Annotated in this window: 24 protein-coding genes; 20 read left to right on the plus strand and 4 right to left on the minus strand. The window is 75.4% G+C overall.

The annotated features are described in order from the left end of the window. Positions 1-210 precede the first annotated feature (210 nt). The 7 genes from infA to HNR08_RS12435 all read left to right on the plus strand — a co-directional run bounded on the left by infA (position 211) and on the right by HNR08_RS12435 (position 4,320). Entirely contained in the window at positions 211-432 is a 222-nt protein-coding gene (gene infA / locus HNR08_RS12405; protein ID WP_146838576.1) for a translation initiation factor IF-1, read from the plus strand. A gap of 77 nt (positions 433-509) precedes the next feature. Then, a complete protein-coding gene (gene rpmJ / locus HNR08_RS12410; protein WP_013117849.1) occupies positions 510-623 on the plus strand; it encodes a 50S ribosomal protein L36 in 114 nt (37 codons plus the stop codon). A 179-nt stretch (positions 624-802) separates the two neighbouring features. Next, a complete protein-coding gene (rpsM, locus tag HNR08_RS12415; protein WP_122147671.1) occupies positions 803-1,183 on the plus strand; it encodes a 30S ribosomal protein S13 in 381 nt (126 codons plus the stop codon). Between the two features lie 99 nt (positions 1,184-1,282). Next, positions 1,283-1,684 (plus strand): 30S ribosomal protein S11, encoded by a 402-nt coding sequence (rpsK, locus tag HNR08_RS12420; protein WP_146838574.1) that lies wholly within the window; start codon positions 1,283-1,285, stop codon positions 1,682-1,684. A 145-nt stretch (positions 1,685-1,829) separates the two neighbouring features. Then, positions 1,830-2,840 (plus strand): DNA-directed RNA polymerase subunit alpha, encoded by a 1,011-nt coding sequence (locus tag HNR08_RS12425; protein WP_146838573.1) that lies wholly within the window; start codon positions 1,830-1,832, stop codon positions 2,838-2,840. A gap of 67 nt (positions 2,841-2,907) precedes the next feature. Then, positions 2,908-3,435 (plus strand): 50S ribosomal protein L17, encoded by a 528-nt coding sequence (gene rplQ, locus HNR08_RS12430; protein WP_146838572.1) that lies wholly within the window; start codon positions 2,908-2,910, stop codon positions 3,433-3,435. Between the two features lie 162 nt (positions 3,436-3,597). Continuing rightward, positions 3,598-4,320 carry an alpha/beta fold hydrolase gene (locus HNR08_RS12435; protein WP_146838570.1) on the plus strand — a complete coding sequence of 241 codons (723 nt, stop codon included), beginning with the start codon at positions 3,598-3,600 and terminating at the stop codon, positions 4,318-4,320. On the opposite strand, the gene HNR08_RS12440 is transcribed toward HNR08_RS12435, so the two are convergent. Then, entirely contained in the window at positions 4,317-5,084 is a 768-nt protein-coding gene (locus tag HNR08_RS12440; RefSeq protein ID WP_146838568.1) for an ROK family protein, read from the minus strand. The genes HNR08_RS12435 and HNR08_RS12440 overlap by 4 nt on opposite strands. A gap of 42 nt (positions 5,085-5,126) precedes the next feature. Between HNR08_RS12440 and truA the strand changes: the two genes are divergently transcribed. After that, positions 5,127-6,077, plus strand: a complete 951-nt coding sequence (truA, locus tag HNR08_RS12445; RefSeq protein WP_146838566.1) for a tRNA pseudouridine(38-40) synthase TruA — start codon at positions 5,127-5,129, stop codon at positions 6,075-6,077. Between the two features lie 133 nt (positions 6,078-6,210). Here the strand turns inward: truA and HNR08_RS12450 are convergent, their stop codons facing one another. Next, positions 6,211-6,624 (minus strand): DUF5709 domain-containing protein, encoded by a 414-nt coding sequence (locus HNR08_RS12450; protein ID WP_146838564.1) that lies wholly within the window; start codon positions 6,622-6,624, stop codon positions 6,211-6,213. A gap of 86 nt (positions 6,625-6,710) precedes the next feature. Here HNR08_RS12450 and HNR08_RS12455 point away from each other — a divergent pair, with 86 nt between their 5' ends. The 7 genes from HNR08_RS12455 to HNR08_RS12485 all read left to right on the plus strand — a co-directional run bounded on the left by HNR08_RS12455 (position 6,711) and on the right by HNR08_RS12485 (position 13,758). Continuing rightward, positions 6,711-8,405, plus strand: a complete 1,695-nt coding sequence (locus tag HNR08_RS12455) for an ABC-F family ATP-binding cassette domain-containing protein (RefSeq protein ID WP_146838562.1) — start codon at positions 6,711-6,713, stop codon at positions 8,403-8,405. A 208-nt stretch (positions 8,406-8,613) separates the two neighbouring features. Next, positions 8,614-9,060, plus strand: coding sequence for a 50S ribosomal protein L13 (gene rplM, locus HNR08_RS12460; protein WP_146838560.1), 447 nt, complete (start codon positions 8,614-8,616; stop codon positions 9,058-9,060). A 41-nt stretch (positions 9,061-9,101) separates the two neighbouring features. Beyond that, the gene (gene rpsI, locus HNR08_RS12465; protein WP_146838558.1) at positions 9,102-9,590 is read left to right on the plus strand and encodes a 30S ribosomal protein S9; all 489 of its coding nucleotides are present in this window, start codon (positions 9,102-9,104) and stop codon (positions 9,588-9,590) included. A 139-nt stretch (positions 9,591-9,729) separates the two neighbouring features. Then, entirely contained in the window at positions 9,730-11,079 is a 1,350-nt protein-coding gene (glmM, locus tag HNR08_RS12470) for a phosphoglucosamine mutase (RefSeq protein ID WP_146838556.1), read from the plus strand. Then, positions 11,076-11,765, plus strand: coding sequence for a peptide deformylase (locus tag HNR08_RS12475; RefSeq protein ID WP_246803093.1), 690 nt, complete (start codon positions 11,076-11,078; stop codon positions 11,763-11,765). The genes glmM and HNR08_RS12475 overlap by 4 nt, the downstream gene beginning before the upstream one ends. Before the next feature lie 310 nt (positions 11,766-12,075). Further along, complete coding sequence (locus HNR08_RS12480) at positions 12,076-12,903, plus strand: DedA family protein (protein ID WP_338075802.1); 828 nt, start codon at positions 12,076-12,078, stop codon at positions 12,901-12,903. Between the two features lie 192 nt (positions 12,904-13,095). After that, the gene (locus HNR08_RS12485; protein WP_146840431.1) at positions 13,096-13,758 is read left to right on the plus strand and encodes a hypothetical protein; all 663 of its coding nucleotides are present in this window, start codon (positions 13,096-13,098) and stop codon (positions 13,756-13,758) included. A gap of 28 nt (positions 13,759-13,786) precedes the next feature. Here HNR08_RS12485 and coaA read toward each other — a convergent pair whose 3' ends face one another. Further along, a complete protein-coding gene (gene coaA, locus HNR08_RS12490) occupies positions 13,787-14,746 on the minus strand; it encodes a type I pantothenate kinase (protein WP_246803181.1) in 960 nt (319 codons plus the stop codon). Between the two features lie 143 nt (positions 14,747-14,889). Here coaA and glmS point away from each other — a divergent pair, with 143 nt between their 5' ends. From glmS to HNR08_RS12505, 3 genes are read left to right on the plus strand one after another with little or no spacing between them, the layout of a single operon-like run. Then, positions 14,890-16,746, plus strand: a complete 1,857-nt coding sequence (glmS, locus tag HNR08_RS12495; protein ID WP_146840429.1) for a glutamine--fructose-6-phosphate transaminase (isomerizing) — start codon at positions 14,890-14,892, stop codon at positions 16,744-16,746. Continuing rightward, positions 16,746-17,066, plus strand: coding sequence for a nucleoside triphosphate pyrophosphohydrolase family protein (locus tag HNR08_RS12500; RefSeq protein WP_146840428.1), 321 nt, complete (start codon positions 16,746-16,748; stop codon positions 17,064-17,066). The genes glmS and HNR08_RS12500 overlap by 1 nt, the downstream gene beginning before the upstream one ends. Next, positions 17,063-17,416 carry a holo-ACP synthase gene (locus tag HNR08_RS12505; protein ID WP_146840427.1) on the plus strand — a complete coding sequence of 118 codons (354 nt, stop codon included), beginning with the start codon at positions 17,063-17,065 and terminating at the stop codon, positions 17,414-17,416. Before HNR08_RS12500 ends, HNR08_RS12505 begins: the two co-directional genes overlap by 4 nt. Before the next feature lie 31 nt (positions 17,417-17,447). Here HNR08_RS12505 and HNR08_RS12510 read toward each other — a convergent pair whose 3' ends face one another. Continuing rightward, entirely contained in the window at positions 17,448-18,434 is a 987-nt protein-coding gene (locus HNR08_RS12510) for an LLM class F420-dependent oxidoreductase (protein ID WP_146840426.1), read from the minus strand. A gap of 63 nt (positions 18,435-18,497) precedes the next feature. Between HNR08_RS12510 and HNR08_RS12515 the strand changes: the two genes are divergently transcribed. Both HNR08_RS12515 and HNR08_RS12520 read left to right on the plus strand, forming a co-directional pair. Beyond that, positions 18,498-20,042 (plus strand): bifunctional ADP-dependent NAD(P)H-hydrate dehydratase/NAD(P)H-hydrate epimerase, encoded by a 1,545-nt coding sequence (locus HNR08_RS12515; protein ID WP_146840425.1) that lies wholly within the window; start codon positions 18,498-18,500, stop codon positions 20,040-20,042. Beyond that, positions 20,035-20,697: a nucleoside/nucleotide kinase family protein gene (locus tag HNR08_RS12520; RefSeq protein ID WP_371862408.1), complete on the plus strand. Its 663-nt coding sequence runs from the start codon at positions 20,035-20,037 to the stop codon at positions 20,695-20,697. Before HNR08_RS12515 ends, HNR08_RS12520 begins: the two co-directional genes overlap by 8 nt. Positions 20,698-20,790: the final 93 nt, after the last annotated feature.

The following is a 20,790-nucleotide window of genomic DNA, read 5'->3' on the forward strand; positions in this document are numbered from 1 at the left end:
GCACTGCCGTGGATGGCGTATGATGTTTCGTTGGGTGTGCGCCCTGTCGCTGTCGCGCGTCCCGTCCGAACCCGACCGCCTCGTGCGGGTCGTGCTCGCGCGGGCGTCGGCGGACCCGGGAGCCCGCCCGCCGCACCAGACGCCCGCCGGCACCGCCGGGGGACGCCGGGCGCGGGGAACGGTAGTCCAGGACGACAGTTAGCGGAGGACATGGCGAAGAAGGACGGTGTCATCGAGATCGAGGGCAGCGTGATCGAGGCTCTGCCGAACGCGATGTTCCGCGTGGAGCTCACCAACGGTCACAAGGTGCTCGCCCACATCTCGGGCAAGATGCGCCAGCACTACATCCGGATCCTCCCCGAGGACCGGGTGGTGGTCGAGCTGAGCCCGTACGACCTGTCCCGCGGGCGCATCGTCTACCGCTACAAGTAACCGACCGAACGAGCATCGCCGTCGGTCGCGCTGCCCCGCGAGGGGAGCGCGGCGCATCGGCGGCGGAGGAACAGGCCATGAAGGTCAAGCCCAGCGTCAAGAAGATCTGCGACAAGTGCAAGGTGATCCGCCGGCACGGTCGCGTCCAGGTGATCTGCGAGAACCTGCGCCACAAGCAGCGCCAGGGCTGAGCAGCAGCACCCCGGCCGGCCCCTGACGGGGACCGGCCACCAGCGCATCGCCGAACCGGCGCCGCACCCGCACCGCGGGGACGGACCGGTGAACCCCCGGCTCGGAGGCCGGGGCCCGCTGCCAGCGGGAGGACGGTGCGGCAGACCTCCGAACGAAGTACCAAGGAGCCGGAAGGCACATGGCACGTCTTGTCGGCGTCGACCTCCCCCGCGAGAAGCGGCTCGAGATCGCGCTCACCTACATCTACGGCGTCGGCCGCACCCGCGCCCAGCAGACGCTGGCCGCGACGGGCATCAGCCCCGACGTCCGCGTCAAGGACCTCGACGACGCGCAGCTCGTCACCCTCCGCGACTACCTCGAGGGCAACTTCAAGCTCGAGGGCGACCTCCGTCGCGAGGTCGCCGCGGACATCCGCCGCAAGGTCGAGATCGGCAGCTACGAGGGCCTCCGGCACCGCCGCGGCCTCCCGGTGCGCGGCCAGCGCACCAAGACCAACGCGCGCACCCGCAAGGGCCCGAAGCGCACCGTCGCCGGCAAGAAGAAGGCCGGCCGGAAGTAGTCCGGCCGCGGCCCGCCGGGCCTGTCCGGGGACGACCAGGACAGCCGCCCGCGCCGCGTCGGAGCACCGACCTCACGACCAGCAGCGAGAGAGAAGCAGATGCCTCCCAAGACCCGCAGTGCCGTGCGCAAGCCGCGCCGCAAGGAGAAGAAGAACGTCTCCCACGGCCAGGCGCACATCAAGAGCACCTTCAACAACACGATCATCTCGATCACGGACCCCAGCGGCGCCGTGATCTCCTGGGCGTCCGGCGGCGACGTGGGCTTCAAGGGCTCGCGCAAGTCGACCCCGTACGCCGCGGGCATGGCCGCCGAGGCCGCTGCGCGCAAGGCCGCCGAGCACGGCATGAAGAAGGTCGACGTCTTCGTCAAGGGCCCCGGCTCCGGCCGTGAGACCGCGATCCGGTCGCTGACCGCCGCGGGCCTCGAGGTGGGCTCGATCCAGGACGTGACGCCGCAGGCCCACAACGGCTGCCGTCCGCCGAAGCGCCGCCGCGTCTGACACCTAGCCGGGCCGCCGTGGGCGGGGGAGCGATCCCCCGCCCGCGGCGGTGCCGGCCGGTCGTCCGGGTGGACCGAGACCCGAGTCGACCAGCGAGTACCTGCGCTGCGTCATATGGCGGACGCACGCTGAGAGGAACCCCGAAGTGCTCATCGCACAGCGCCCCACCCTGACCGAAGAGGTCATCTCGGAGTACCGCTCGCGGTTCTCCATCGAGCCGCTCGAGCCCGGCTTCGGCTACACGCTCGGCAACTCCCTGCGCCGCACCCTGCTGTCGTCCATCCCGGGCGCGGCGGTGACGAGCATCCGGATCGACGGCGTGCTGCACGAGTTCAGCACCGTCCCGGGCGTCAAGGAGGACGTCACCGAGATCATCCTCAACATCAAGAACCTCGTCGTCTCCTCGGAGAACGACGAGCCGGTCGTGATGTACCTGCGCAAGCAGGGTGCGGGTGACGTGACCGCGGCGGACATCGTGCCGCCCGCCGGTGTCGAGGTGCACAACACGGACCTGCACCTGGCCACGCTGAACGAGAAGGGCAAGCTCGAGATCGAGCTGACCGTCGAGCGCGGCCGCGGCTACGTGTCGGCGAACCAGAACAAGTCGTACGAGGCCGAGATCGGCCGCATCCCCGTCGACTCGATCTACTCGCCGGTCCTCAAGGTGACCTACAAGGTCGAGGCCACGCGTGTCGAGCAGCGCACCGACTTCGACAAGCTCGTCGTCGACGTCGAGACCAAGCCGGCGATCTCGCCGCGGGACGCGCTCGCCTCGGCGGGCAAGACCCTGGTCGAGCTGTTCGGCCTCGCCCGCGAGCTGAACGTCGAGGCCGAGGGCATCGAGATCGGCCCGTCGCCGACGGACGCGGCGCTGGCCGCGGACCTGGCGCTGCCGATCGAGGACCTGCAGCTGACCATCCGGTCCTACAACTGCCTCAAGCGCGAGGGCATCCACACGGTGGGCGAGCTCGTGGCGCGGTCGGAGGCCGACCTGCTCGACATCCGCAACTTCGGTGCGAAGTCGATCACCGAGGTCAAGGAGAAGCTGGCCGAGCTGAACCTGTCCCTCAAGGACAGCCCGCTCGACTTCGACCCGAGCGCCGCCGCGTACTACGACGGCGACGAGGGCGACTTCACCGAGGACGAGCAGTACTGACGCCGGGGAGGCGGCGCACGGCTGACGTGCGCCGCCGGCCCATCACTGGAACCAAGGAGTAAAGACCATGCCTACGCCCACCAAGGGTCCCCGGCTCGGTGGCGGCCCGGCGCACGAGCGGCTGATCCTGGCCAACCTGGCCACGTCGCTGTTCGAGCACAAGCGCATCACGACGACCGAGGCCAAGGCCAAGCGCCTGCGCCCGCTCGCCGAGCGTCTCGTCACCTTCGCGAAGCGCGGCGACCTGCACGCCCGCCGGCGCGTCCTGACCGTGGTCAAGGACAAGTCGGTCGTGCACGAGCTGTTCGTGGAGATCGCCCCGCAGATGGCCGAGCGCCAGGGCGGCTACACGCGTATCACGAAGATCGGCCCCCGCAAGGGCGACAACGCCCCCATGGCCGTGATCGAGCTCGTGCTCGAGCCCGTCTCGCCGAAGCAGGCCGTCGTCCGCGAGGCCACCAAGGCCGTCGCGAAGGCCGCGCCGAAGGCGGAGGAGCCGAAGGCCGAGGAGACGGTCGAGGAGACCCCGGCGGAGGAGACCCCCGCCGAGGAGACCCCCGCCGAGGAGACGAAGGACGAGGCCGAGAAGGCCTGACCGTCCGGTCACCACGCACACGGGGCCCGGGCCGCGAGCACACCGCTCGCGACCCGGGCCCCGTCGCGTCCCCCCGGCCCGTCCCGCCCCGCGGCTCGCGGAGCGGACCGGGCGTCCACCTCGCCGGGTCGGCGGGGTGCGGCCGGGGGTAGCGTCGGGCGGGTGAGCGTCCCCGTCGTGCTGGTGCACGGGCTGCGCACGTCCCGGACCATGTGGCGCGCGCAGGTCGAGGCGCTGCGGGCGTACGGGTGCGACGTCGTCGCCGTGGACCTGCCGGGGCACGGGGAGCGGCTGGGTGAGCGGTTCACGCTCGACGGGGCGGTGGACGCGGTGTCCGACGGGGTGGACCGGGTCGGCGGCCGGGCGCTCGTCGTCGGGCTGTCGCTCGGCGGGTACACCGCTGTCCGGCACGCGGCCCGGCGCCCGGCGCAGGTGGCCGGGCTGGTCGCGGCGGCGTGCTCCACCCGGCCGCTGCTGGCGCTGGTCGACGGGTGGGCCCTGCTCGCCCGGGGCATCGCGCGGCTGCCGGACGCCGGCGCGGGCCTGAACCAGGGGATGGTCGACCGGGTGCTGTCGGCCGAGGCCGCGCGGGACGTGGCCGCGGGCGGGTTCGCGCTGGACGTCGTGGACGACGTGCTGCGGGCGATGCGTGACGCGACGCCGGTCGAGGACCTGGCGCGGGTCGAGGCGCCGGTGTGGCTGGTGAACGGCCGCTACGACCACTTCCGCGGCGAGGAGCGCCGGTTCCTGCGCGCGTGCCGCGACGGCCGCCTGGTGGTCGTCCCCGGCGCGACCCACCTGGTCTCCCTGACGGCCCCGGTCGCGTTCACGCGCGTCCTGCTCGACGCCGTCGACGCCGTGTCCGCCGGCGTGGGCGCAGGCTAGACCCCGAGCTGCCAGGCGCGGACGCCGCCGACGATGCCGGCCTGGTTCGGGACCACGACCACGTCGTCGCCGAGGCGGGACAGGACCTGGGGCGTGATCCGGCGGGAGTTGCCGCCGCCGAGGTACAGCCGGTCCCACAGCACGACGGGGCGCAGGCCCTCGACGACCTGCCGCACCCGCCGGGACCACAGGGCGTCGCCGAGCCGCGCGCGCTGGATCTGCCCGATGTACTCGTCGTAGGTGGTCATGCGGCGGACCGGGGCGTGCGACCACTCCAGGTGCGGGGCGAGCCGGCCGCCGTCGAACAGCGCGGAGCCGAGCCCCGTGCCGAGCGTGAGCACGAGCTCCACGCCGGTCCCGGACACGACCCCGGCGCCGTGCACCTCGGCGTCGTTCAGCACGAGCGTCGGCACGCCGACCCGCGCCTCCACGGCCGCGCGGATGTCGCAGCCCGCCCATGCGGCGACCAGCTCCGGGTCCACGCGGGTGTGCGGGCCGGAGCGGGTCACGTAGTGCGGGGTGGCCACCACGACGCCGTGCCGGATCATGCCGGGCATGCCGACCGTGGCGCGGTCGGCGGCGGGCAGCCGGGCGGCGATGTCGGCGATGGTGTCGACCAGCCGCTCGGGCGGCAGCGGGTACGGCGTCGGCACCCGGACGGCCGGGGCGTGCAGCGTCCCCGAGGAGTCGAGCACGGACGCCTTGATGCCGCCGCCGCCGCAGTCGACGGCGAGGGTGTACGGGGTCGTCGCGGGTGCCGGCACCGGACCACGGTAGAGCAGCCCCGCGGCCCGTACGCTCGGTCCGTGCCGGACCAGCCCCTCGACCCCCCGCCCGTCGCCGCTGCCGGCGCCCCCGCCGCCGACCTCGTGCGCGTCCGCGTCGACCTCGCGTACGACGGCACCGACTTCGCCGGCTGGGCCCGCCAGCCCGGCCTGCGGACCGTGCAGGGCGTCGTGGAGGACGGCCTGGCGCTGGTGCTGCGGTCGGCCCACCGGGGTGACGCCCCGCCACGCGTCACGGTCGCCGGGCGGACGGATGCGGGCGTGCACGCGCGCGGGCAGGTGCTGCACGTGGACGTGCCCGCGGGGGCGTGGGCCGCCGTGCCGGGACGGTCCGACCGGGGGCCCGAGGAGTCGCTGCTGACGCGCCTGGCTGGCGTGCTGCCGGCCGACGTCGTGGCGACGCGGGTGCGGGTCGCGCCGGAGGGCTTCGACGCCCGGTTCTCGGCGGTCGCGCGCCGGTACGTCTACCGGGTGTGCGACGAGACCGCGCTGCGTGACCCGCTGCGGCGGCACCACGTGCTGTGGTCGCGCCGCCCGCTCGACGTCGCCGCGATGCACGAGGCGGCGCAGCGGGTGCTCGGCCGGCACGACTTCGCCGCGTACTGCAAGCCCCGGCCGGGCGCGACGACGATCCGCACGCTCGACGAGCTGACCTGGGAGCGCCCCGCGGACGGCCCCGACGCGGGCCTCGTGGTCGCCACGGTGCGCGCGGACGCGTTCTGCCACTCGATGGTGCGCGCGCTCGTCGGCGCGAGCCTCGCCGTGGGGGAGGGCAGGCGCGGCGTCGACTGGCCGGCGGAGCTCCTGGTGGGCGGCCGCCGCGACCCGGGCAGCGCGGTGGTGGCGGCGCACGGCCTCACCCTGGAGGAGGTCGTCTACCCGCCGGACGCGGAGCTCGCGGCGCGCCAGGTCCGCACCCGCGCCCCCCGCTCGGCCGACGACGTCGACCCGCACCCGCTGCGCGCGCCCTGACGGGCACCCCGCGCCGCCTCGCGCCCCCGCGACCCCGTCGGCGAGGGGGCACCCGCCGCGCACCCGGGGCGGTCCGAGCGCCGCCCGGATGCCCGCGCGGCGCCCCCTCGGCAGGGGGACGGCCGCGCCGGCCTCAGTCCTCCTCGACGACGTGGATCGCGGCCTCCTCGGCGCTCGCCGCGCCGCCGTCCACGCCCGCGTCGATCGCGAACTGGTCGTTGCCGCCGGACTCGACGGCGTCGTCGTCCTCCAGGAGCCGGCCGGCGCGGTCGGGCTCCCGGGACGGGTCGACGCGCGGCTCGGCGTCCCAGACGTCCGGCTCCTCCTGGGCGACCCGCTGGTCGAGCGTCTCGCCGCGGGACTCCTCCCAGGGCGTCTCGCCCCAGTGGCTGGAGGCCGGCCGGGGGCGCTCGGGCGGGGAGTAGCCCTCGTCGAGCAGGTCGTCGACGCCGCGGTCGACGAGGGTGTCCTCCTCGGGCAGCTGGTTCGCGTCGCCCTCGGCGCCGGTGGCCGGGTCGGTGCTGGTGGCAGGGGTGTCCTCGCTCATGGTCCGAGCCTGGCACCGCCCCTCGCGGCCTGCCACCGCACGGAATCGGGTTGGGTGCGCGCGCCCGCACCTGGGACGATCGGCGCATGGGTCATCTCGAGGTGCACGACGTGCGCTACGTGCTCCCCGACGGCCGCCCGCTGCTCGGGGGCGTCGACCTGCGGGTCGGCGAGGGGCAGCGCACCGCGCTGGTCGGGCCGAACGGCGCGGGCAAGTCGACGCTGCTGCGGATCGTGGCGGGGGACGAGCAGCCGCACGACGGCGCCGTCGTGCGCACCGGCGGGCTCGGCGTCATGCGGCAGGACGTGGGCCGGATCGCCGACGACCGCTCGGTCCGCGACCTGCTGGCGTCGCTGACGCCCGGGGCGGTCGGCGCGGCCGCGCGGGAGCTCACCGCGGCCGAGCTGCACATGATGGAGGTCGACGACGAGCCCTCCCAGATGCGGTACGCGCAGGCGCTCGCGGACTGGGCGGACGTCGGCGGCTACGAGGTCGAGGCCGACTGGGACCGCGTGACGGACGACGTGCTGTCGATCCCGTTCGACCGCGCCCAGCACCGCACCGTGCGCACCCTGTCCGGCGGCGAGCAGAAGCGGCTGGTGCTGGAGGCGCTGCTGCGCGGCCCGCAGGAGGTGCTGCTGCTCGACGAGCCGGACAACGCCCTGGACGTGCCGACCAAGCGCTGGCTGGAGCGGCGGCTGCTGGACAGCCCGAAGACGGTCCTGCTGGTCAGCCACGACCGCGAGCTGCTCTCCCGGGTGCCGACGCACGTGGCGACCCTGGAGCCGGCGCGGACGGGCGCGACCGTCTGGGTGCACGGCGGCACGTTCACCACGTACACCGAGGCCCGCGAGGCACGCCGGGAGCGGCTCGCCGAGCTCGCCCGCCGGTGGGACGAGGAGCACGCCAAGCTCATCACCCTGGTGAACACGCTCAAGACCAAGGCGGCGTTCAACGACGGCCTCGCCTCGCGGTACTCCGCGGCCCAGACCCGGCTGCGGAAGTTCGAGGAGGCGGGCCCGCCCGAGGTCGTCGCGCACGACCAGCAGGTGCGGGTCCGGCTGCGCGGCGGGCGCACGGCGAAGCGGGCCGTCGTCGCCGAGGGGCTCGAGCTCACCGGGCTGATGAGGCCGTTCGACCTCGAGGTGTGGTTCGGGGAACGCGTCGCGGTGCTCGGGTCGAACGGGTCGGGCAAGTCGCACTTCCTGCGACTGCTCGCGGCGGGCGGCAGCGACCCCCAGCCGGACCAGTCCCCGGCCGACGGCGAGCTCCCGATCGACCCCGTGCGGCACACCGGCGTCGCCCGGCTGGGCTCGCGGGTCGTCCCGGGGTTCTTCGCCCAGAACCGCCAGCACGCCCAGGACGCCGCGTTCGCCGGCCGGACGCTGCTGGAGATCCTGCACCGCGGCGAGGGCCGCCGGGCCGGCATGGGCCGCGAGCCCGCCAGCAAGGCCCTCGACCGCTACGAGCTGGTCGCGTCGGCCGAGCAGCGGTACGAGACCCTGTCCGGCGGGCAGCAGGCGCGGTTCCACATCCTGCTGCTCGAGCTCGGCGGGGCGACCCTGCTGCTGCTCGACGAGCCCACCGACAACCTCGACCTGCACTCCGCGGAGGCGCTCGAGGCCGGGCTCGCGGCGTTCGAGGGGACGGTGCTCGCGGTGACCCACGACCGGTGGTTCGCGCGGGGGTTCGACCGGTTCCTCGTGTTCGGCGAGGACGGCGCGGTGGTCGAGACGCCGGAGCCGGTCTGGGACGCCGGCCGGGTCGCCCGGAGCCGCTGACGTCGGGCGACGGCGGTGACCGACGTCGCTTTGACCGCCCCCGGGGGCGGCGGCTACCCTGGTGAGTCGTTGTGCGTCCGTCGGTGTCGACCAAGGTGCGTTCCCACTCACCGGTCCACGGACGACGCACGGACGGTACTCATCGGCTGACCCCGGCTTCTACGGGATTGCCGTGGACACAGTCAGAGACATAGAGAAGGCAACGACCGTGCGCACGTACACCCCGAAGCCCGGCGACGTCCAGCGCAACTGGCACGTCATCGACGCGACCGACGTGGTCCTGGGCCGCCTGGCGAGCCAGGTGGCGACCCTGCTCCGTGGCAAGCACAAGGCGACGTTCGCCCCGCACGTCGACGGCGGCGACTTCGTCATCGTCATCAACGCGGAGAAGGTCGCCCTGACCGGCACCAAGCGGGAGACCAAGCTCGCCTACCGCCACTCGGGCTACCCGGGCGGCCTGCGGGCGACCACGTACTCCGACCTGCTCGACAAGCACCCCGAGCGTGCGATCGAGAAGGCCGTGCGCGGCATGCTCCCGAAGACCTCCCTGGCCCGCCAGCAGCTCTCCAAGCTGAAGGTCTACGCCGGTGCGGAGCACCCGCACGCCGCCCAGCAGCCGAAGCCCTTCGAGATCACCCAGGTCGCGCAGGGCTGACGCCCGCGAGGACATCCGAGACAGGACGCGAGGACACATCAGTGGCCGAGACCACGGTCGACATCGACCTTGAGGGCGGCGAGACGCCCACCAGCTACACCTCCGAGAGCGCCGCGCCGGCCGGCCGCGGCCAGAGCCTGACGGCTCCCGGCCAGGCCCTGGGCCGCCGCAAGGAGGCCATCGCCCGCGTGCGCCTGGTGCCCGGCACCGGCCAGTGGAAGATCAACGGCCGCACCCTCGAGGACTACTTCCCGAACAAGGTGCACCAGCAGCTCGTGAACTCCCCGCTGAAGCTGGTCGACGTCGAGGGCCGCTTCGACGTCATCGCCCGCATCAGCGGCGGCGGCGTGACCGGCCAGGCCGGCGCGCTGCGCCTGGGCATCGCCCGCGCGCTGAACGCCATCGACGCCGAGCACAACCGCCCGGCGCTGAAGAAGGCCGGCTTCCTGACCCGCGACGCCCGCGTCGTCGAGCGCAAGAAGGCCGGTCTCAAGAAGGCCCGCAAGGCCCCGCAGTACTCGAAGCGCTGATCGACGCATCCGCGCTCACGGCCGATGGCCCCGAGGGTCCGACCCTCGGGGCCATCGGCCGTTCCGGTGCCCCGACCGCACCGGTCCTGGCACGATGCAGGGGGCCGCGCGCCGCGGCCGTGGACGAAGGAGCCCGTTGATGGGACGACTGTTCGGCACCGACGGGGTCCGGGGCCTCGCCAACCGGGACGTGACCGCCGAGGTCGCGCTGGACCTCTCCGTCGCTGCGGCGCACGTGCTGGGGTCGCGCGGCGAGTTCGCGGGCCACCGCCCCCGCGCGGTGGTGGGGCGCGACCCCCGCGCCTCCGGGGAGTTCCTGTCCGCCGCCGTGGCCGCCGGCCTGGCGAGCGCGGGCGTGGACGTGCTCAACGTCGGCGTGCTCCCGACGCCCGCCGTGGCGCACCTCACCGGCGCGCTCGGCGTGGACCTCGGCGTGGTGCTGTCCGCGTCGCACAACCCCATGCCGGACAACGGCATCAAGTTCCTCGCCCGGGGCGGCCTCAAGCTCGACGACGAGCTCGAGGACGCCATCGAGCAGCGGATGCGCGAGGACTGGAACCGCCCCGTGGGCGCCGAGGTCGGCCGGATCCGGTCCGACACCGGCCGCGCGGGGGAGCAGTACGTCGAGCACCTGGTCGGCACGCTCGGCCACGACCTGAGCGGCCTGCGGGTCGCGGTGGACTGCGCGAACGGCGCCGCCAGCGAGGTCGGGCCGGCCGCCCTGCGCGCCGCGGGCGCGGACGTCGTGGTCATCAACGCCTCGCCGGACGGCCGGAACATCAACGAGGCGTGCGGCTCCACGCACCCGGAGCAGCTGCAGGCGGCGGTCGTCGCGTCCGGCGCGGACCTCGGCGTGGCGTTCGACGGCGACGCGGACCGCTGCCTCGCGGTGGACCACACCGGCGCGCTGGTGGACGGCGACCAGATCATGGGCGTGCTCGCCCTGGCCCTGCGGGAGCGCGGCGCGCTGACGCAGGACACGCTCGTCGTCACCGTGATGAGCAACCTCGGCCTGCGGCTCGCGATGCAGGCGGCGGGCGTCCGGACGATCGAGACCGGCGTCGGCGACCGCTACGTGCTCGAGGCGATGCGCGCGCACGGCTACAACCTCGGCGGCGAGCAGTCCGGCCACGTCATCCTGGCGGACCACGCGACCACCGGCGACGGCACGCTGACCGCGCTGCAGCTCGCGTCCCGCGTCGCGCAGACCGGCCAGAAGCTCAGCGAGCTCGCCTCGGTCGTGCGGCGGCTGCCCCAGACCCTGGTGAACGTGCCGGGCGTCGACAAGGCGCGCGCGGGCACCGACGAGCACGTCACGGCCGCGGTCGGCGAGGCCCAGGCCGCGCTCGGCTCCACCGGCCGCGTGCTGCTGCGCCCCTCGGGCACCGAGCCGCTGGTGCGGGTCATGGTCGAGGCGGCCACCCAGGACGACGCCGACCGCGTGGCGGGCCGGCTCGCCGACGTCGTGCGCGACCGGCTCGCGCTGTGACCGCCGGCGAGGCCCTGCCGTCCCGCTGGCCGCTCGAGCTGGTCCGGGGCTACGTCGACAAGGTGCTCGAGGTCGCGGCCTCGATCCCCGGCGGCACCGTCCCGATCCAGCCCGCCGGGCACCCGTCCCTGCGCACCCGCGCGCTGCCCTACGACGGCCAGCTCGACGACGACGTGCTCGCCGCCCTGCTGGAGGTCATGCGCCGCACGATGCACGCGGCCCCGGGCGTCGGGCTCGCGGCGCCGCAGATCGGGCTGCCGCTGGCGCTGGCCGTGCTGGCCGACCCGGGCGCGGCCGACCCGGAGACCGCGGCCGTCCGCGAGCGGCCCGAGCTGCCGTACCGCGTGCTGGTGAACCCGGCGTACGAGGCGGTGCCCGGCGAGGAGCCGGAGCACGTCGCGTTCTACGAGGGGTGCCTCAGCGTGCCGGGGCTCCAGGCGGTCGTGCCGCGGCTGCGCCGCATCAGGCTCACCGGCACGGACGAGACCGGCGAGCCGCTGGACGAGGTCCTGCAGGGCTGGCCGGCGCGCATCGTCCAGCACGAGACCGACCACCTGAACGGCACGCTGTACCTGGACCGGGCGCACCTGCGGTCGCTCTCGACCACGGACCACCTCGGCCCGCGCTGGGCCGGCGAGCCCCGCCCGCTGGAGGCGTCGCGCACGCTGGGCTTCCCGCTGGACTGAGCGCCCGGCGCGCGGCGCGGCGTCCCCTGAGGGTTCACCGGACCGCCACCGAATGCCCGTGACCCGTGTCGGTGGTGCGTGGTGCACTGGGAACCTGCGACCGACCCGGCGTCCTCCGCGAGGGGGACCCGGGGCGGACGGAAGTCGGTCCGGGGGGCGATGCCCGCGTGCGAGCCCCCGGGTGACGATGGGGGGAGGACCAGGGGGGACTCGGGGGTGTCCCCCATGTCGGCCGCCTGTGGCGCCCACCTAGCGTGGGGACGTCGCCGGGAGCCGTCGACGCCCGCCACGACCCAGGAGCTGATGACACGTGCTGCAGGACTGGATCAGCGCCATCGAGGGCTGGATCCCGGCCTTGGCCGAGTCGCTGTGGGTGTACCCCGCGCTCATGCTGTTCGCGACGATCGACGGCTTCTTCCCGCCGGTCCCGAGCGAGTCGGTGGTCATCGCGCTGGCGTCGCTGTCGGTCGCGCACGGCGAGCCGAACCTCGCGCTCATCATGGTCGCCGGCGCGCTCGGCGCGTTCACGGGCGACCAGATCGCCTACACGATCGGCTCCCGGGTGGACGTGCACCGGCTGCGGATCTTCCGCACCGAGCGCGGCCGCAAGGCCCTCGCCTGGGCCGAGCACGCGCTCGCGCACCGCGGGTCCTCGTTCATCCTCGCCGCGCGGTACATCCCGGTGGGCCGGGTGGCGGTCAACATGACGGCCGGCGCGCTGGGGTACCCCCGCAAGCGGTTCGTCGGGCTCACCGCGCTGGCCGCGGTCACCTGGGCGGCCTACGGCACGGCCGTCGGCGTGGGCGCGGGCGTCTGGCTGGAGGAGCACCCGCTGGTCGCCGTGGTCGCCGGCGTCGTCGTCGGCACCCTCGTCGGCCTGCTCATCGACTGGGTGCTCCGGCGCTGGGTCGGCGTCGGGCGCGTGCCCGCGGCCCCGGCGGACGTCGACCCGGCGGCCACGCCGCTCGTGGAGGGCGCCGAGCGGCCGGCGGCCCCGGGGCCCCGTGCGGCTGACCACCCGTCGCCGGCCCCGCGGGTCGCGACCCCGGCCGGCGCCGGGAGCACGCGCCCGGTCCGCCGCGGCGGGCCCGCCCCGGCCCCCGGCTCGGCGGCCGCGGCGCCCGACGCGGCGGACTGACCGGCGCCGGGTCACGTCCCGGCAACGATCCGCACCCGCTCGCTAACGATCCGGTCTCACCCGCGTCCCGCGCCCGGAGCCGCCCCTAGGCTCGGTGCGGGCCACGACGGAGTCGCCCCCAGCGACGGAGGCCGGGCACGCGCCCGGTCCTCCGTCCCAGGGCAGGCAGGGCGACGAAGGGCGGGCGGGAGCATGACGGCACCGCGTCCCCCCGTACCCGCTGCCCGGGCCCGGACCCGCGCCCGCCGGCGCGCCGCCGTCCCCGCCGCGCTGCTGGTCGCCGCCCTCGCCGCGTGCTCGGCCGCCCCGGACGCGGCCGGCGACGCGCAGTCCCGCGCGAGCGCCGGCCGGACCGCCGTCGCCACCGAGGCCGACTGCCTGGCCCCCCAGGTGCTGACCGCGCTCGGCTTCGACGCCGCCGCGTACACCGGGTCGGTGCACCGGGACGCGCCGGAGGCGGCCGCACCGCCCGACGGCTTCGTGGCCGTCTCGGCGGTGCTGTGCAGCACCGGGGAGACCCTGACCGACGCGGCGGGCCGGTGGGCGGCCGTCACGGCCAGCCGGCTCGAGGGCGACGTCGCCCCGCTGGTGTCCGCCCTCACCGGGCGCTCGACCGTGCCGGCGGGGACGTCGGGGACATCGGGGACCGCCTGCCCCGCCGGCGCGGAGCGCGCCGACCTGTGGCTCGTGGACGCCCTCGGCGGGGCCGTCCGCGTGGCGCTGCCGGGCGGCGGCTGCGGCGAGCTGCCCGAGGCCGTGGCCGACGGGATCGCCGCGCTCGACGTGATGGACGTCGAGCACTACCCGGTCGCGCTCGTCGCCCCCGCGCCCAGCGCGTCGCCCACGGCGGGCTGACGGCGCGCCCGGCGGCCGGGGGACGGTCTCAGAGCTTGCGCAGCCGCACCCGCCGCACGGAGTGGTCGCTGCCCTTGGTCAGGACCAGGGTCGCCCGGCTCCGGGTCGGCAGGATGTTGCGCACGAGGTTCGGGGCGTTGATCGCGTCCCAGATGCTCTCGGCCCGCGCGACGGCCTCGTCGTCGCTCAGCGCGGCGTACCGGTGGAAGTACGACTCCGGCTTGGCGAACGCGGTCGAGCGCAGCGACAGGAACCGCTCGACGTACCACTGCCGGACGTCCGTGGTCCGGGCGTCCACGTAGATCGAGAAGTCGAAGAAGTCGCTCACGGCGAGGTTCGACGTGCTCGACGTGCCGGCGGCGGACGGGGCGGGCTGCAGCACGTTGAGGCCCTCGACGATGAGGACGTCCGGCTTGCGCACCACCACCTCGGCCCCCGGCACGATGTCGTAGGTGATGTGGTCGTACACCGGGGCCCGGACCTCGGCGTGCCCGGCCTTCACGCGGGACACGAACTGCAGCAGCGCGCGCCGGTCGTAGGACTCGGGGAAGCCCTTGCGGTCCATCAGGCCGCGCCGCTCGAGCTCGGCGTTCGGGTGCAGGAACCCGTCGGTCGTCATGAGCGCCACGTTCGGCGTCGCGGGCCAGCGGGCCATCAGCTCGCGCAGCAGGCGGGCGGTCGTCGACTTGCCGACCGCGACCGAGCCGGCCACGCCGATGACGAACGGGGTGCGCGGGGTGTCCTCCCGCAGGAACGTGGACGACGCCGCGTGCAGCCGCCGGGTGGCGGTCACGTACAGGTCGAGCAGCCGGGACAGCGGCCGGTAGATCGCGTCGACCTCGGCCAGGTCGATCGGGTCGCCGAGCCCGCGCAGCCGCGTCACGTCGGCGTCGGTCAGCGGCAGCGGGGTCGACTCCGACAGCCGGACCCAGGTGTCCCGGTCCAGCTCCACGTAGGGAGACGGCGACACGACGTCGGAGGCTCGCACCCGACGATTCTGCACGATCCCCGAGGTCCCGCCCGCCGGGGACGGCGCGCCGGCAGCGCGCCGGCAGCGCGCCGGGTGCCCGCCGGGTGCCCGCCGGCGGCGCCGCCGCGGGGCCGGCCTCGCCCGCGGCTAGACTCGCGCCCATGTGTGGAATCGTCGGTTACGTCGGGGACCATCAGCCGGACGGGCAGCCGCTCGACGTGGTCCTGGAGGGCCTGCGCCGCCTGGAGTACCGCGGGTACGACTCGGCCGGCGTCGCCCTGGTGCCGGGGACCGGGGGGCTCGTGACCGCCAAGAAGGCGGGCAAGCTCGCGAACCTCGTCGCGCTGCTGGACGAGGAGCCGCTGCCCGGCGCGACCGCCGGCATCGGGCACACCCGGTGGGCCACGCACGGCGGCCCGACCGACGTCAACGCGCACCCGCACGTCGCCGGGGGCGTCGCGTTGATCCACAACGGCATCGTCGAGAACTTCGCGACCCTCAAGGACGAGCTCCTCGCCGACGGGGCCGAGCTGCTGTCCGAGACGGACACCGAGGTCGTCGCGCACCTCGTCGCGCGCGCCTACGCCGAGGTCAAGGACCTCGGCGAGGCCATGCGGATCGTCGTGCGCCGCCTGCACGGCACGTTCACCCTGCTCGCCGTCCACGAGGACCACCCGGACACCGTGGTCGGCGCCCGGCACGACTCCCCGCTCGTCGTCGGGCTGGGCGACGGCGCGAACTACCTGGGGTCCGACGTCGCGGCGTTCATCGCCCGCACCCGCCGGGCGCTCGAGCTGGCGCAGGACCAGGTCGTCGTCATCACCCCGCGCTCGGTGACCGTCACCGACTTCGACGGCAACCCCGCCGAGGGCCGCGAGTACACCGTCGACTGGGACGCCGCCGCGGCCGAGAAGGGCGGCTTCCGGTCCTTCATGGACAAGGAGATCGCCGACCAGCCGCAGGCCGTCCAGGACACCCTGCTGGGCCGCACCGACACCCGCGGCCGGCTCGTGCTCGACGACCTGAAGATCGACGAGTCCGTGCTGCGCGCCGTCGACAAGATCATCGTCATCGCCTGCGGCACGGCCGCCTACGCCGGGCACGTGGCGAAGTACGCCGTCGAGCACTGGTGCCGCGTGCCGGTCGAGGTCGAGCTCGCGCACGAGTTCCGGTACCGCGACCCGATCGTGAACCCCCGCACGCTGGTCGTCGCCATCTCGCAGTCCGGCGAGACGATGGACACGCTGATGGCGATCCGGCACGCCCGGGAGCAGGGCGCCAAGGTGCTGGCGATCTGCAACACCCACGGCTCGACCATCCCGCGCGAGTCGGACGCGGTGCTCTACACGCACGCGGGCCCGGAGGTCGCGGTCGCCTCGACCAAGGCGTTCCTCGCCCAGATCACCGCGGCGTACCTCCTGGGCCTCTACCTGGCGCAGCTGCGCGGCAACAAGTTCTCCGACGAGATCGCCGAGATCCTCGAGGACCTGCGGGCCATGCCCGGCAAGATCCAGGAGGTCCTCGACCGCTCCGGCCGCGTGCGGGAGATCGCCCGCTGGATGGCCGACACCTCGTCGGTGCTGTTCCTCGGCCGGCACGTCGGGTTCCCCGTGGCCCTCGAGGGCGCGCTCAAGCTCAAGGAGATCGCCTACATCCACGCGGAGGGCTTCGCGGCCGGCGAGCTCAAGCACGGGCCGATCGCGCTGATCGAGCCCGGTCAGCCGGTGTTCGTCATCGTGCCGTCGCCGCGCGGCCGGGACTCGCTGCACTCCAAGGTCGTCTCGAACATCCAGGAGATCCGGGCCCGCGGCGCCCGCACGCTGGTGATCGCGGAGGACGGCGACGAGGCGGTGCGCGCGTACGCCGACGAGGTGTTCTACGTCCCGCAGTCGCCGACGCTGCTCGCGCCGCTGCTGTCCGTGGTGCCGCTGCAGATCTTCGCCTGCGAGCTCGCGACGGCCCGCGGCCTGGACGTCGACCAGCCGCGCAACCTCGCGAAGTCCGTCACGGTCGAGTAGTGGAGCTGCGGGCCGCGCAGGCCGAGGTCGAGGCGGTCTCGCGCGCCTACGCGCGCCTGCACGGCATCGAGCGCACCGACGACTGGCTGCTCCTGAAGCTCGGCGAGGAGGTCGGCGAGCTCACGCAGGCCTACCTCGCGGCGTCCGGGCGGTCCCGGCGGCCCGTCGCCGAGGGGGAGGCCGCCGTGCCGGCCGAGCTCGCCGACGTGCTGGCCCACGTGCTGCTGCTCGCGACCCGGCTGGACGTCGACCTCGACGCCGCGCTGGAGGACAAGTGGGGCCGGTGGCGCCACCTCGTCGAGGACCGGGACCGGCCGTGATCGTCGGGGTCGGGATCGACGTCGTCGACGTCGCACGGTTCCTGGCGACGGTCGAGCGCGTGCCCGCGCTGCGGAGCCGCCTGTTCACGCCGGAGGAGCGCGACCTGCCGCCCGCCTCCCTCGCCGCGCGGTTCGCGGCGAAGGAGGCGATCGCCAAGGCGCTGGGCGCCCCGGCCGGGATGTCCTGGCAGGACGCCACGGTCCGGCGGGTCCCCGGCGGGGCGCCCGAGGTCGAGGTGGTCGGCACGGTGCTGGCCCGCGCGGAGGCGCTCGGGGTGGCGCGGTTCCACCTGTCGATCTCGCACGACGCGGGCATCGCGTCGGCGATGGTCGTGGCCGAGACGGCCTGACCTGGGCGCCCCCGCTGCACTCCCGGTGCCGCTAGCGCAGAGCCGGGACGACCTCGCGCTCGAACAGCTCGATGCCGGAGCGGTCGTACGCGGCCTCCGCGAAGTACGTGATCGCGTAGGTCATCCCGAGGGACTCGAGCTCGCGGAGCTTCTCGACCACCTGCTCGGGCGTGCCGACCAGCGGGCCCCGGCGGAAGTCCTCGGCGATCTCGGGCGCCTTCGCGGGCACGGTCCGGGACAGGTGCTCCTCGAGCCAGGCGATGCGGTCGTCCACCTCCGCCTCGGTCGACCCGATCACCACGTTGTAGTTGGCCGAGCGGGTGATCTCGTCGTAGTTCCGGCCGATGGCGGCGCAGTGCTCCTGCAGCACGCGGGACTTGTGCGCGAACCCGGCGGGGGTGCCGTCGAAATTCGTGAACTGCGCGTGCTCGGCCGCGACCCGGAGGGTCTTGCGCTCGCCGCCGCCCGCGATCCACAGCGGCGGGCCGTCCACCTGCAGCGGCAGCGGGGCGAGCTGCGCGCCGTCGACCTGGTAGTGCGCGCCGTCGAGGGTCGCGACCCCGTTGGTCCACAGCTGCTTCATGATCTGCACGCCCTCGTCGAGCATCGCGATCCGCTCGCCCGGCGTCGGGAAGCCGTAGCCGTAGGCGCGCCACTCGTGCTCGTACCAGCCGGCGCCGATGCCCATCTGCACGCGACCGCCGGAGATCACGTCGGCGGTGGCCGCGACCTTCGCCAGGTACGCGGGGTTCCGGTACGCCATGCAGGTGCACATCTGCCCGAGCCGCACGCGGCTGGTGGTGGCGGCGTAGGCGTTCATGAGGCTCCAGGCCTCGTGCGTCGCCTCGCCGTTGGGCTCGGGGACGGCGTGGAAGTGGTCGTACACCCAGATCGAGTCGTAGGCGTCGCCCTCGTCGGCGTGCCGGGCGAGGGAGCTCATGACGGACCAGTGGTCGGCCGGCTCGATGCCGGTGAGGTCCTGCCGCCAGCCCTGGGGGATGAAGAGTCCGAAGCGCATGGGCCCGAACCTATCCCCGGGCGCGCCCCTGCGCCGGACGGGGCCGTCCGCCAGGATGGACGCATGATCCTGGGGTACACGGCGGCCGAGGTGCGCGCGGCGGAGGAGCCGCTGCTGGCGCGCGGGGTGCCGCTCATGGAGCGGGCGGCGTTCGCGCTCGCGACGCAGGTCGCGGCGGAGCTCGCCGGGCGGCGCGGGGCGGTCCGCGGGGCGAGCGCGGTGGCGCTGGTCGGGCCGGGGAACAACGGCGGCGACGCGCTGCACGCCGGGGCGGTGCTGGCCCGGCGCGGGGTGCGGGTGGTCGCGCTGTGCACGACGGACGCGCCGCACGCGGGCGGCCTCGCGGCGCTGCTCGGTGCGGGCGGCCGGGCGGTCCGGGTGGCCGCGCCGGGTGCGGCCGCTCCCGGGCCCGGCGCGCTGCCGCCCGTGTGGCTCGGCGACGCCGTGGCCGAGGCGTACGCCGCGGACGTCGTCCTGGACGGCCTGCTCGGCATCGGCGGGCGCGGGGCGCCGCGGGGCGAGGCGGGGCTGCTCGTCGGGCTGCTGTCGGACCTGCTCGCGGACGAGCCCGGTCCGCTGGTGGTGGCCGTCGACGTGCCGAGCGGCACCGGCGTCGACGACGGCGCCCTGCCCGACGGCCCCGTGCTGCCCGCCGACCTCACGGTCACGTTCGGCGCCGCGAAGCCCGGGCTGCTGCTCCCCCCGGCCTCCCGGCGCGCCGGGCGGGTGGCCGTCGTGGACCTGGGGCTGCCGCTGCCGGGGCAGCCGGCGGTCGCGCGTCTGGAGCCGGCCGACGTCGCCGGGCTCTGGCCGGTGCCGGGCCCCGAGGACCACAAGTACCGCCGCGGCGTGCTGGGCGTCGTGGCCGGGACGCCGGCGTACCCGGGTGCGGCGGTGCTCACGGTGTCCGCCGCCGTGCGCGCGGGCGTCGGCATGGTCCGGTACGCCGGGCCGTCCGCGGTCGCCCGGGCGGTGCTCGCCGCGCGGCCGGAGGTCGTCGCCGGGGACGGGCGGGTGCAGGCGTGGCTGCTCGGCCCGGGCGTCGACCCGCGGCACGCGAAGCAGGCGCGGCGCGTCGCGGGGGCGCTCGAGCGCGCGCTCGGCACCGGCCTGCCCGTCGTGCTGGACGCCGGCGCGCTGGAGCTGGCGCCGGAGCAGCTGGCCCCCTGGTGCGTGCTCACCCCGCACGCCGGCGAGCTCGCGGCGCTGCTGGCCCGGCGCGGGGAGGAGGCGGACCGGGCGGCGGTCGAGGCGGAGCCGCTGCGCTGGGCGCGGCGCGCGCACGAGCTCACCGGCGCGACCGTCCTGCTGAAGGGCAGCACGACGGTGGTGGCCGGAGCGGGCGGCGCGGTGTACGCGCAGGCGGACGCTCCCGGCTGGCTCGCGACCGCCGGGTCCGGGGACGTGCTCGCCGGGGTGCTGGGCGCCCTGCTCGCCGGGCGGGCCGCGGACGTGCTCGCGGACCCGCCGCTGGCGGCGGCGCTCGCGGCCGCGGCGGCGCTGGTGCACGGGCGCGCGGCGGACGTCGCCGTGCCGGGCGGCCCGGTCGCCGCGCTCGACGTCGCGGACGCGCTGCCGGCGACCGTGGCGGGGCTGCTCCGTGGCTGAGCCCGGCCCGCCGCTCGCCCCGCTGCGGGAGGACCTGCGCCGCCGGGTCGCCGACCTGCTCGCCCCGCCGCCCGGCGCCGACCGGCCGGTCCGCCGCCTGCTCGGCATCGCGGGTGCGCCGGGCGCGGGGAAGTCCACGCTGTCCGCCCAGGTGCTGGCCGCCTTCCCCGGGCGGTGCGTGGTGGCGCCGATGGACGGCTTCCACCTCGCGCAGACCGAGCTCGAGCGCCTCGGCCGCGCCGACCGCAAGGGCGCGCCCGACACGTTCGACGCCGCCGGCTACGTCGCCCTGCTGCGCCGGCTGCGCGCGCCGGTCCCCGGGGAGACGGTCTACGCGCCGGAGTACCGCCGCGACCTGCGCAACGGCGTGGCCGGGGCCATCGGCGTCCCGGCGGACGTGCCGCTGGTCGTCACCGAGGGGAACTACCTGCTGCTGGAGACCCACGGGTTCGGCCCGGTCCGCGACCTGCTGGACCTGTGCTGGTTCGTCGACCTGCCGCAGGAGGTGCGCGCCGAGCGGCTCGTCGCCCGGCACCGCCTGTTCGGCAAGGCCCCCGACGCGGCGTACGCGTGGACGCACGGCCCGGACCAGCGGAACGCGGACCTCGTGGAGGGCACGCGGGGCCGGGCGGACCTGGTCGTCGAGGCCGGCTGACGGGCACGGGCCGGCCGGACCGCGCGGTGGGTGGAGGGTTCTGCCCGACACGCGCGGCGTGTCGCGGCAGAACCCTCCACCCGGCGCGGCGCG

The sequence above is a fragment of the Cellulomonas hominis genome (assembly GCF_014201095.1).
Classification (GTDB): domain Bacteria; phylum Actinomycetota; class Actinomycetes; order Actinomycetales; family Cellulomonadaceae; genus Cellulomonas; species Cellulomonas hominis.

Bases quoted from the DNA above. Each gene is read 5' to 3' on its own strand.
- infA (WP_146838576.1), top strand. From the start codon at position 211: ATGGCGAAGAAGGACGGTGTCATCGAGATCGAGGGCAGCGTGATCGAG.
- rpmJ (WP_013117849.1), top strand. From the start codon at position 510: ATGAAGGTCAAGCCCAGCGTCAAGAAGATCTGCGACAAGTGCAAGGTG.
- rpsM (WP_122147671.1), top strand. From the start codon at position 803: ATGGCACGTCTTGTCGGCGTCGACCTCCCCCGCGAGAAGCGGCTCGAG.
- rpsK (WP_146838574.1), top strand. From the start codon at position 1,283: ATGCCTCCCAAGACCCGCAGTGCCGTGCGCAAGCCGCGCCGCAAGGAG.
- rplQ (WP_146838572.1), top strand. From the start codon at position 2,908: ATGCCTACGCCCACCAAGGGTCCCCGGCTCGGTGGCGGCCCGGCGCAC.
- HNR08_RS12450 (WP_146838564.1), bottom strand. From the start codon at position 6,624: ATGAGCGAGGACACCCCTGCCACCAGCACCGACCCGGCCACCGGCGCC.
- HNR08_RS12455 (WP_146838562.1), top strand. From the start codon at position 6,711: ATGGGTCATCTCGAGGTGCACGACGTGCGCTACGTGCTCCCCGACGGC.
- glmM (WP_146838556.1), top strand. From the start codon at position 9,730: ATGGGACGACTGTTCGGCACCGACGGGGTCCGGGGCCTCGCCAACCGG.
- HNR08_RS12485 (WP_146840431.1), top strand. From the start codon at position 13,096: ATGACGGCACCGCGTCCCCCCGTACCCGCTGCCCGGGCCCGGACCCGC.
- glmS (WP_146840429.1), top strand. From the start codon at position 14,890: ATGTGTGGAATCGTCGGTTACGTCGGGGACCATCAGCCGGACGGGCAG.
- HNR08_RS12510 (WP_146840426.1), bottom strand. From the start codon at position 18,434: ATGCGCTTCGGACTCTTCATCCCCCAGGGCTGGCGGCAGGACCTCACC.
- HNR08_RS12515 (WP_146840425.1), top strand. From the start codon at position 18,498: ATGATCCTGGGGTACACGGCGGCCGAGGTGCGCGCGGCGGAGGAGCCG.